We start from the raw sequence: 10627 nt of genomic DNA, 5'->3' as shown, positions 1-10627 counted from the left end.
CACACAAGAAGTATCAGCCGCGATCTTCACAGTCTAGACACAGATCAGGCCGCCAAAGCCGAGCAATGACGACGGAAAATGATCGCCGAGCCCATATGCGCACCCGGGTGGAAATTGAATCCAAAGCATTTGGCTGCACGGGGTCAAAAAATGCACGCCCACAACCAAGGGAGGATCGCCATCAGGTCATGGCTGGGCAAAGATGCCCCCTTGAAGCGGTGGTGAGGATGCGTCAGAACATCCCGTGGCCTGGATGCCCCGGCGCTACGGGCCCTGGCCGCTTGACGGATCGCCCACGCCCGGCGTCCTGGCGACAGCTGCCGCACACCGTGTCCATCACGCCCGTTAGCCTGTCCTCATGCCTCGCTACGAGTACCGCTGCCGCACCTGTGGATCCACGTTCGAAGTCAGCCGGCCGATGGCGGAGTCGTCCGCGCCGGCGGACTGCCCTGCGGGGCATGACGACACGGTGAAGTTGCTGTCGGCTGTGGCGGTGGGCGGTACGTCGTCCGCCCCCTCGCCCGCGGCGGGCGGAGGGGGCGGTTGTTGTGGCGGGGGCTGCTGCAGCTAGGGAGCCCCTGTGCGCTGTCGGGTGCGGGTGCGTTGTGGCTGGTCGCGCCCACGCGGCGGAGCCGCACATCGATGCAGCCCCGCGCCCCTCAAGGCGTTGCCCTGAGGAACTCCTGGAGGATCCGCTCGCCTGCCAGGACGCCCCGCTCCGGGAGGGCCGTGATGTTGGGGGCCGTCCAGGCCTCGTCCGCCAGTTCTCCGTGGCCGGGGCGCCAGCCCTTGTCCGCTGCCAGGAGGAGGTCGGCGTCCAGTAGGGAGTCGCCGGCCGCGAGGGTCAGGTCTGCGCCTGTGCGGTGGGCCACCTCTCGCACGGCCGCGCTCTTGGTGAGGGGCTTCGGTACGGCGTAGATCTTGCGGCCCTGGAGGGAGACCGTCCAGCCGCGGTTCTCCGCCCACACCGCGAGTTCCTTCACCCACTCCTCGGGGAGCAGCTCGCGCTCGACCACGAGGTAGGCGAAGAGGTCCTCGGCGACGCGGTGCTTGCGTACCCAGGCCGGGTCGGCGGAGTCGGCCAGGTACTGGCGGACCTCCTCCAGCGGCGCGCACTCGGCGGCGAGCTTCGCCTGCACCCCGGCGTGCCAGTCCTCGTCGGTCGCGCCGTCCACGAGGAGGTGGCCGCCGTTGGCGCAGATCGCGTACGTCGGTGCCGGGCCGGGCAGGCTGATGCGCTGGTACTGCTTGCGGGTGCGGGTGGTGGTCGGCACGAACACGGCCGCGTCGGCGCCGAGTCCGCCGAGCTCGGTGAGGAGTCCGGCCGCCGTCTCCGTCATGAAGGACAGCGGCCTGCTCTCGTGCACCTCTACGCAGAGCAGCCGGGGCGCCCGCGCGTCCGGCATGGTCAGGGCGAGGGCGGCCGAGGAGTAGATGAGCGTGCGGTCGAGGTCGCTCGCGACGAGTACCGGCATCAGACCGCCACCGCCCTGCCGTCGGCCCCGGTCGCACCGCGCGTGTACTTGGGGTGGATCAACCCCACGCAGGTGTACGGAAGTTCGGCCACCTCCTCGACGGGCACGCCTCTCTGCTCGGCGAGCAGCCTGACGTGGTCGAGGTCGGCACCGGCACCGGCCCGCGCGAGGATCTTCCAGGGCACCCGGCGCAGCAGCACCCGGGTGGTCTCGCCGACGCCGGGCTTGACGAGGTTCACGTCGTGGATGCCGTACTCCTCACTGATCCGCTCGACCGCCGTCCAGCCCTCCCAGGTCGGGGTGCGGTCGGCGGCCAGCAGCTCCTTGGCGAGGGTCGCCACGGCGTCCGTGACGTCCGGGAAGCGGGCGGCCACTGCGTCCAGGAACTCCACCGAGACGTCCGCGCCGGCGAGTTCGCGGTAGAACTTCGCGCCGTGGAAGTCGTGTGGGCCGACGAGGTCGGAGCGCAGCACCGTGCGTGAAATGAGCCCCGACACGGTCGAGTTGAGGCAGGCGGAGGGGATGAGGAAGTCCTCGCGGGTGCCGTACGTCTTCACGCACGAGCCGGGGTCGGCCAGTACCGCGATCTCCGGGTCGAAGCCGGTGATGCCGTCGGACTCCTCGAACTCCCTGATCGCGTCGGCGAGTTCGCGGGTGATGGCGCCCTTGCCGGTCCAGCCGTCGACGAACACGACGTCGGCGGGGTCGTGGTGGGCGGCGAGATAGCGCAGCGCGTTGGCGTCGATACCTCGGCCGCGCACGATCGACACGGCGTAGTGCGGCAGGTCGAGACCGTGCCGGTACTGGGCCCAGCGGCGCATCAGGACGCCGACGGGGGTGCCGGCGCGGGCGAGGGAGACGAGCACGGGGTGCGGCGAGCGCTCGGCGAGGACCAGTTCGGTGACCGCCCCCACGGCCAGCGCGATGCGTCCGGCGGCCTCGTCCAGTGCGGAGTGGAACAGCTCCTGGTACTGCTCGCTCGGCTGGTACTCCACCGGCAGCGACTCCGCGTAGTGCGCCCCGCCGCTCTGGATCGCTTCTTCCCGCTCCTCGGTCGGCGCCTCCAGCGTCACGTCCGAGAGATCCTGCAGCAGCCAGCCGACCTCTTCCGGCGCGTACGAGGAGAAGGCGGGGCCGCGGAGGGGCTCGGGCAGCATGGGGGGCCTTTCGGGGACGTACGAGGGAACCACCGCGAGGACGACGTGCGGGGTGTGTGCGGCCAACTCGGCCAGCAGGCCGTGCAGTTCGGGAGTGTCCCCGCGGGAGTCGACGACCGCGACGACCGCGTCGAAGCCGGCGCCGGCGATGTTGTAGGCGTAGCGGTCGCCGGGGCCGTCGGCGGGGGTGTCGTGGGCGGGGAAGGTGAGGCGGGTGCGGATCGCGTAGCCGGGGTCGTCGACCGCGAGGACGGGGGAACGGGTGGTCGTGGAGTAGGCGACGTCGGCGCCGACTATCTGCTCCAGCTCGCGGGCGAGTCTGAGGGGGGCGTACATCAGCTCTTCGAAGCCGAGGATGTGTACGCGGTTGGCTTCTTCCGGCAGTGCCTCCGCGAGGCGGGCGGCCATGGCGGGGAGGGCCGCCTCCAGTCGTATTCGGTGGGCGGGGGTGAAGCCGTGCCTTCCGCCGTCCGGGAGGTTTCGGGGCCAGCGGAGATCGACTCGGCGGGTGCGGTTGTCGGCCGGGTGCCAGCCTGTTGTGGCCGGTCGCGCAGTTCCCCTCGCCCCCGGGGAGTCGGCGTCCAGGTGGGTCTTTGGGGGCGCGGGGAACTGCGCGGTCAGCCGAGACGGCGCCGCAGACGACGAATCACCTGTCCCGGCACCCCCTGCCTCGTACCGCGCCACCAACTCCTGCCCCTTTTCCAGCACCCCCGCCGGCAGGCGAACCGTGCCCGAAGCCGCTGCCACCAGGTCCACCCTCGCGCCTATCTCCGCCGCGAACTCGTCCAACCGCCCCGCGTCCGCCGCCGACCGCATGTCGACCAGGGCCACCACCACGTACCGGTCTCGCGGGTACCGCTCGTGCAGGTCGCGGATCGTGTTGAGGACCGTGTTGCCGGTGGAGAACTCGTCGTCCACCAGGACCAGGGGGCCCTCGCCGGCCAGCAGCGCGGGGTTCTCCGGCAGCAGGAGGTGGGAGGTCGCGTGGGAGTGGGACTCCTCGAAGCCGCCTGCCGTGGCCACGCCGGGGACCGGGCGGCGGGTGGAGTGGAGGTAGGGGGCGACGGCGATGCCGTCGGCCACCGCGTGGCCCAGGCCCGTCGCGGTTTCCGCGTAGCCGAGGACCACCGCTCGGCGGGACTCCCCGGGGCCCAGGAGGTCGCGTACGCGGTGGCCCAGGGTGAAGCCGTAGCCGTAGACGATCGACGGGGACTGCGGGACGTGTTTGCCGAGCACGTTCGAGACGAGGAGGTGGGCCCTTTTGGGGTTGCGGCGGAGGGCCAGACCCAGGAGGTCGGTCAGTTCGGGGTCGCCGAGGAGTTCGACGCCGAGCCGCTCCGCGACCCAACTGCCGGACCAGACCCCGTTGTTCACTGCCTTGTTCATGCGTCCCTTGCGATTCAGCCGGGGATTCCGGCGGCGAGCAGCTCCACGAAGCCGACGTCCTCGCGTGCGACGCCGAAGATCTCGGCGCGCAGCATGGTCCGCTCGGCCCAGGCGCGGTGCGGCTTCACCTCGTTCATCTTGTTCGTGTACGCCGAGCGCAGCACGCCCCCGCCGCCCCGCTCCGGCCGCAGGATGTCCTGTGCGTCGCAGAACTCCTCGTGGCTGACCACGGACAGCGCGTGCACGGGCAGCACGTGCGAGGGGTGGATGCAGGTCTTGCCCATCAGCCCGTTGGCCTGGTCGAGGGCGATCTCCCGCAGCAGCCCGTCCATGGCGTGCTCGATCAGCGCCTCGCGCAGCTCCTCGGCCTGCCCCTCCAGGAAGGGGCTGCGGCGCAGCTGCGGCTTGAACATGCGTTCCTGGACCCGGAAGTACTCCCACACCGGGCCGGTCACCGTGAAGCCGGTGCCGTCGGCGCGCCCCAGCATGTTCACCACGTCGGCGATCACGGAGGCGACGATCTGGACGTCGTAGGCCGTCATGTCGGAGGCCCTGCGCAGGCCGTAGGAGGAGCAGAAGTCGGTGACGCCCAGGCGCAGGGCGAGGACACGGTCGCGGTACTTGTCGACCGCGCGGGAGATGCCCTCCAGGGTCTCCACGCGCGACTCGCGGTAGAGCAGCTCGGGCGACTCCAGGACCGGCATGCCGAAGAGGCGCCGGCCGCTCTCCGTCTCGGCGTCGGACAGCGCCTCCAGGAAGGGCACGCCGCGTTCCTCGGTGAACTTCGGCATCACGAAGCCGGAGAGGAGTCTGACGGCCGGGCCCATGCGCCGTACCAGGTCAGGGATCTGTTCGGGCACGCGAACCCGGACGAACAGCAGCGGGAGTTCCGCGCCGGGGCGGGCGGCCAGCTCGGTGAACTGCCGGACCAGGTTCTCCTCGGCGGCCGGGACGTCCTCGTCGCCGATCGAGTCCTCCAGGCACAGCACCATCGACACGACACCGCGTCCGGCCAGCTTGACGATGTCGTCGGCGAGCCGGGGCCGGGTGGCCGGGCTGTAGAGCGTGGCGCCGAGAGCGGCGGCGAGCAGCCGGGCCGGGGAGTCCGCGTCGAACTCGCACGGCTCCTGGAAGAAGAGACGCTGCCGTACCTCAGGGGCAATGTGCCCGAAATGACGCATAAAGCTCCCCCGTGGTGACGATGTGAACCGTGAGTGTTTTCGATAGGTGGCCGGTAATAGTACGTACAAACCCATGTCAGGGGTTCCCACCGGGCATGAACTTCAGGTAACTCGGCCGTGTCGGAGTCCGCACCCCACGTTGTCGTGACCAGGACCGAGAGGGCAGGATGACCGCATGACGCACGCGATGCTGAAGGGGTCGAACATCCCGCTGGAGGCCACCACGGTACGTGCCGTGCTGCGCTGGACGCCCGGGCCGGAAGTCCCGGACGTGGATGCTTCGGCGCTGCTCCTCGGCCCCGCCGGTCAGGTGCGTTCCGACGAGGACTTCGTCTTCTACAACCAGCCCCGGCACCCCTCCGGGAAGGTCTGGTGGCTCGGCAAGAAGCGCGTCACCGAGGGCCCCACCGACACGATCCAGACAGATCTGGCCGGTGTCGAGCCCGAAGTCAGCCGGATTCTGGTCGTTGCATCGGCGGAGGACAAGACCTTCGACCGCGTACAGGGTCTGCGCATCATGCTGTACGACGCGGCCGTCGCCGAGGGCGATCCGCTGCTGTATTTCGACATCAAGCCGGAGACCGGCGAGGAGACCGCGCTGATCTGCGGAGAGCTGTACCGGCGGGGCGAGGGGTGGAAGTTCCGGGCGCTCGGCGAGGGGTATTCGAACGGGCTGCGCGGGCTGGCCATGGACTTCGGCATCACGGTCGACGAGTCGGAGGCCGGTGCTCCTGAGGTTTCGCAGCCGTTGCCTCCGGCGGTTCCGGTGCAGGTGCCTCCGGCGGTTCCGGTGCAGTCCGGGTACGGGTATCCGCCGGCGCAGGAGCCGGTGACTCAGCCTGCGTACGGGTATCCGCAGACGGCTCCTGCGGGTGCCGGGACGTATGGGTATCCGCAGCCGGTGCCTGCGGCGAGTGCGGTGGATCCGGATTTTCGGTTGCCTCCGCAGGGGCCGCAGTTCATTTGAGGGTGCGTGCGTAGTTTTTTTGCGTGCGGCCGGTGGGGGCTTGTCGCGCAGTTCCCCGCGCCCCTGAAGACCTAGCGCTCGACCTTGGTTTTGTAGCCCCGCCCCCACTGCAGTCCCCACCCGTACAAGCGGTCCAGTTCCGCCTGGAAGCCGTAGACGAACTTCACCTCGCGGCGGACGACCAGCTCGCCCTTGACGTTCTCGATCATCACTACCGCGCAGGAGCGGGCCTGGGGGTGACGTTCGTCGAGGCCTATCTCGATGCGGGGGCCGTTGCTGGGGTAGAGGGTGACGATCGCGTGGGTGCGGTCGAAGGCCGGGGTCTGGTCGTAGATGTAGACGAAGACCAGGAGGCGCTTGATCTGGTCGCGGTGGTCGAGGTTGACGTACATCGTCTCGCCGGACGCGGAGCCGAAGCGGTCGTCGCCGCTGAGCTTGACGTACGGAGGCGAGTTGACGTCGCCGAGGAGGCCGCCCAAGGGCTGGACGACGCCCTTGGTGCCGTCCATCAGCTCGTAGAGGCAGCCCAGGTCGAGGTCGACGTTGACCATGCTCTGGCTGTGGCCCATGACCTCCGGCGGCTTCAGCGCCTTGAAGGGGTGCCGCAGCAGGCTGTCCCGCTGGGGGCCGCCGACGTCCGAGGTCCGCATCCGCCAGGTGAGGTTGACGCGCAGGTTGCCGGAGTCCGCGCCCTGCTTCTTGAGCGAGACCTGATGGTGCCGTTTGGTCAGTTCGATCGCGTTGCTGGCCGCGCTGCCCGAGTCGAAGTCGGCCTCACGCCGCCAGATCCCGTCGAAGAAGCCCATTCCCGCCCCCACGTCCACATCACTCACGACAAAGCTGTCGGGGCGGCGGACCGAGGGCATGTCCTCTGTCTGCCGCCCCGAACAGAGCGTTCCCTTACCAGGGAGCTTGTCACACCCCGGACGAGACCTCAGTCCTCTCGTCCGAGCCGGCTTTTCCCTCGGCTTCCGCGATCGCGTTGTTGCGGCGCACCGACGACCAGAACGACCAGCCGATCAGAATGACGCCGACCAGGCCGGTGATGACCTCGTTGATCTGGTACTGGATGGTGACCATGAGGATCACGGCCAGAGCGCCGATCGCGTAGTGCGCGCCGTGCTCCAGGTAGACGTAGTCGTCCAACGTGCCCTGGCGGACCAGGTAGACCGTCAGCGAGCGGACGTACATCGCCCCGATGCCGAGACCCAGCGCCATGAGCACGATGTCGTTGGTGATCGCGAAGGCGCCGATCACGCCGTCGAAGGAGAACGACGCGTCCAGGACTTCGAGGTACAGGAACATGAAGAACGCGGCCTGGCCGGCGAGGACCACCGCCGAGCGCTGCTTGCCGGTGCGCGCGGCCTCTTCCTCCGCCTCGTGCTCCCGCTCCTCCTCCTCTTCGAGCTTGTCCTCGAAGTAGCCGGAGAGTCCGCCGACGATCATGTACGTGATCAGACCGGAGATACCGGCGATGAGGACCGTCTGTGCCTTGTCGGCGTGCGCGCCACCGTGCTGGTGGGCGTGGGCCGCGAAGGTGAAGGACGTGATCAGCAGGACGATCAGCGCGATGCAGACCGACAGCATGTCGACCTTGCCGAGCTTGGCGAGCGGGCGCTCGATCCAGCGCAGCCACTGGATGTCCCGGTCCTCGAAGATGAAGTCGAGGAAGATCATCAGCAGGAACATGCCGCCGAAGGCCGCGATCGCCGGGTGGGCGTCGGTGACCAGCTGCTGGTAGTGGTCCTTGTTGTTGAGCGCGAGGTCGACCGCGTCGATCGGGCCGATCTTCGCGGTGACGGCGACGATCACGACGGGGAACACCAGCCGCATGCCGAAGACGGCGATCAGGACGCCGACCGTGAGGAAGATCTTCTGCCAGAAGGCGGACATCTTCTTCAGGATCCCGGCGTTGACCACCGCGTTGTCGAAGGACAGCGAGATCTCCAGGACGGCCAGGATCGCCACGATTCCGAAGGCTTCCCACCCCCCGTAGAACGCCGCCGCGACCAGGCCGAGCGCGGTGACCGCGAACGACCAGCCGAAGGTTTTCAGAAGCACTGGCTACCCAATCCCTGTGTGTACGGGTCTCCCCCGCGCCGCACTCGGCTTTACTTAAAATTTGACGTTGCGGACAGAGTCTAGGGGAGACTGCGCCGTTCGGGGCATGTGGCCCGTCCCAGCCGCAAACCCGCAGGTCTCGGGGCCCGTCAACGCGAACGCGGCTTCACTCCTTCGAAGATCACGAGGAACGGGGAGACGTAGCCGGACGCTTCGACGGGCGTGGCACGGCCGGCCACGACCAGGACGACACCGGCGATCAGGGCGGCGCAGTACATGAAGGCGTTGATCAGCTGGGTGGGCTGTTGTGGGGGCGGCTGCTGCGATTCGCTGGGCACAATGAACGGACTCCCGTCCTTCCGAGGGCGGCGAGCTCCCAGAGAGCCACCTGCCTCGTTACCAGGCGCAGCAGGTGGCTCTCTCTCGTCGACGCCGGGCCACCCTGCGTGCGTGGCCCCTTACGAAACGTTGACCCCGAAGTCCAGGGCGATGCCCCGCAGACCGGACGCGTACCCCTGGCCGACCGCCCTGAACTTCCACTCGCCCTGGTAGCGGTAGAGCTCGCCGAAGATCATGGCGGTCTCGGTGGAGGCGTCCTCGGAGAGGTCGTAGCGGGCGAGCTCCTGGCCGTCGGCCTGGTTGACGACCCGGATGAAGGCGTTGCTGACCTGGCCGAAGGTCTGGCCGCGGTTGTCGGCGTCGTGGATGGAGACCGGGAAGACGACCTTGTCGACGTTGGCCGGGACCTTGGAGAGGTCGACCAGGATCGACTCGTCGTCGCCCTCGCCCTCACCGGTGAGGTTGTCGCCGGTGTGCTCCACCGAGCCGTCGGGGCTCTTGAGCTGGTTGTAGAAGATGAACCACTCGTCCCCGAGCACCCGGCCGCCGTTGCACAGCAGCGCGCTGGCGTCGAGGTCGAAGTCGGCTCCGGTGGTGGAACGCGCGTCCCAGCCGAGCCCGATCAGTACGTTCGTGAGGTTCGGTGCGGCCTTGGACAGGGAGACGTTGCCCCCCTTGGCGAGTGTGACGCCCATAGTGCTGGTCCTCCCCGAGGCGATGCTGTGTGTGGTGTCCTGCGGTCCCCCGGAGGGGACCCCCGGGCGCCGCACGCGAACCGTGCGGCGCCCGGGGTGAAGCCCGGGGACGTCAGACGTTGACGCCGAAGTCCTGGGCGATACCGCGCAGGCCCGAGGCATAGCCCTGACCGATGGCGCGGAACTTCCACTCCGCGCCGTTGCGGTACAGCTCGCCGAAGACCATGGCCGTCTCGGTCGAGGCGTCCTCGGAGAGGTCGTAGCGGGCGATCTCGGCGCCGCCGGCCTGGTTCACCACGCGGATGAACGCGTTGCGGACCTGACCGAAGGACTGCTGGCGGTTCTCGGCGTCGTAGATCGAGACCGGGAAGGTGATCTTGTCGACGTCTGCCGGGACCGCCGCCAGGTTGACCTTGATCGCCTCGTCGTCGCCCTCGCCCTCACCGGTGGTGTTGTCACCGGTGTGCTCGACGGAGCCGTCGGGGCTCTTGAGGTTGTTGAAGAAGACGAAGTTGGCGTCGCTCGCGACCTTGCCCGCGCTGTTCAGCAGCAGTGCGCTGGCGTCGAGGTCGAAGTCGGTACCGGTGGTGGTGCGGACGTCCCACCCCAGACCGACGATGACCGCGGTCAGGCCCGGGGCCTCCTTGGTCAGTGAAACGTTGCCGCCCTTGCTGAGGCTGACTCCCACGAGTCCTCCATTGGTGTCCAGGGGCGGGGATGCCCCGTAGTGCGTCGGTATCGGATCAACGTCTCGATCCTAGTGACGGGTTCCCGACCCTCGCAGGCCCTGGAACCTAACAATCACAGGGTGTCGAGCGCCTTCACGTACTCGCCCAGGTCCCGCGCGTCCGGGAGACCGTTGACGACCGTCCAGCGCACGACACCCTCCTTGTCGATGATGAAGGTGCCGCGCAGCGCGCACCCCTTGTCCTCGTCGAAGACGCCGTACGCGCGCGAAGTGTTGCCGTGCGGCCAGAAGTCGGAGAGCAGCGGGTACTCCAGACCCTCCTGCTCGGCGAAGACGCGCAGGGTGTGGATGGAGTCGTTGGAGACCGCGAGGAGTTGGGTGTCGCGGTCGGTGAACTGCGGGAGGTTGTCGCGCAGGGAGCACAGTTCGCCGGTGCAGACACCGGTGAAGGCGAAGGGGTAGAAGAGCAGCACCACGTTCTTGTCGCCGCGGAAGTCGGAGAGCTTCACGGTGGCGCCGTGGTTGTCCTTGAGCTCGAAATCGGGGGCCTTGTCGCCGACCTGGATCGCCATCTCGTCCTGCATCCCTTCAGTGGGGCTGTTCGGGTGAGACCACCCTGGGCCCACCACCCTACGCAGCGATCACGGCATGCGGACGGACGGGCCGGCGTGGCCGGCC

Annotated in this window: 11 protein-coding genes; 2 read left to right on the top strand and 9 right to left on the bottom strand. The window is 68.6% G+C overall.

Going from position 1 to position 10627, the window contains the following annotated elements; all coding sequences use genetic code 11:
* Positions 1-358: 358 nt before the first annotated feature.
* A complete protein-coding gene (locus AB0I51_RS03090; RefSeq protein WP_362970778.1) occupies positions 359-571 on the top strand; it encodes a zinc ribbon domain-containing protein in 213 nt (70 codons plus the stop codon).
* 88 nt (positions 572-659) lie between these two features.
* Here the strand turns inward: AB0I51_RS03090 and AB0I51_RS03085 are convergent, their stop codons facing one another.
* Genes AB0I51_RS03085 through AB0I51_RS03075 form a run of 3 tightly spaced genes read right to left on the bottom strand, consistent with a single transcriptional unit; the run spans position 660 to position 5199 of the window.
* Positions 660-1475 carry an HAD family hydrolase gene (locus AB0I51_RS03085; protein ID WP_362970776.1) on the bottom strand — a complete coding sequence of 272 codons (816 nt, stop codon included), beginning with the start codon at positions 1473-1475 and terminating at the stop codon, positions 660-662.
* On the bottom strand, positions 1475-4018 hold the full coding sequence (locus tag AB0I51_RS03080) for a phosphoribosyltransferase (protein WP_362970774.1): 2544 nt from the start codon (positions 4016-4018) through the stop codon (positions 1475-1477). Before AB0I51_RS03080 ends, AB0I51_RS03085 begins: the two co-directional genes overlap by 1 nt.
* Before the next feature lie 14 nt (positions 4019-4032).
* Positions 4033-5199 (bottom strand): HpcH/HpaI aldolase/citrate lyase family protein, encoded by a 1167-nt coding sequence (locus tag AB0I51_RS03075; RefSeq protein ID WP_362970772.1) that lies wholly within the window; start codon positions 5197-5199, stop codon positions 4033-4035.
* Between the two features lie 175 nt (positions 5200-5374).
* On the opposite strand from AB0I51_RS03075, the gene AB0I51_RS03070 reads away from it, so the two are divergent.
* On the top strand, positions 5375-6166 hold the full coding sequence (locus tag AB0I51_RS03070) for a TerD family protein (protein WP_362970770.1): 792 nt from the start codon (positions 5375-5377) through the stop codon (positions 6164-6166).
* Between the two features lie 71 nt (positions 6167-6237).
* Here AB0I51_RS03070 and AB0I51_RS03065 read toward each other — a convergent pair whose 3' ends face one another.
* The 6 genes from AB0I51_RS03065 to AB0I51_RS03040 form a co-directional block, all read right to left on the bottom strand.
* The gene (locus AB0I51_RS03065) at positions 6238-6972 is read right to left on the bottom strand and encodes a Tellurium resistance (RefSeq protein WP_362971139.1); all 735 of its coding nucleotides are present in this window, start codon (positions 6970-6972) and stop codon (positions 6238-6240) included.
* A gap of 109 nt (positions 6973-7081) precedes the next feature.
* Complete coding sequence (locus AB0I51_RS03060; protein WP_362970768.1) at positions 7082-8227, bottom strand: DUF475 domain-containing protein; 1146 nt, start codon at positions 8225-8227, stop codon at positions 7082-7084.
* A 149-nt stretch (positions 8228-8376) separates the two neighbouring features.
* Positions 8377-8565: a hypothetical protein gene (locus AB0I51_RS03055; protein ID WP_362970766.1), complete on the bottom strand. Its 189-nt coding sequence runs from the start codon at positions 8563-8565 to the stop codon at positions 8377-8379.
* 120 nt (positions 8566-8685) lie between these two features.
* Complete coding sequence (locus AB0I51_RS03050; RefSeq protein ID WP_019067108.1) at positions 8686-9261, bottom strand: TerD family protein; 576 nt, start codon at positions 9259-9261, stop codon at positions 8686-8688.
* 112 nt (positions 9262-9373) lie between these two features.
* Positions 9374-9949 (bottom strand): TerD family protein, encoded by a 576-nt coding sequence (locus tag AB0I51_RS03045; RefSeq protein WP_019060360.1) that lies wholly within the window; start codon positions 9947-9949, stop codon positions 9374-9376.
* Positions 9950-10062: 113 nt separating this feature from the next.
* Entirely contained in the window at positions 10063-10521 is a 459-nt protein-coding gene (locus tag AB0I51_RS03040) for a peroxiredoxin (protein ID WP_200713458.1), read from the bottom strand.
* Positions 10522-10627: the final 106 nt, after the last annotated feature.

This window comes from Streptomyces sp. NPDC050549, assembly GCF_040655035.1.
Taxonomy (GTDB): Bacteria; Actinomycetota; Actinomycetes; order Streptomycetales; family Streptomycetaceae; genus Streptomyces.
This window is presented reverse-complemented; position numbering and strand designations above follow the sequence as displayed.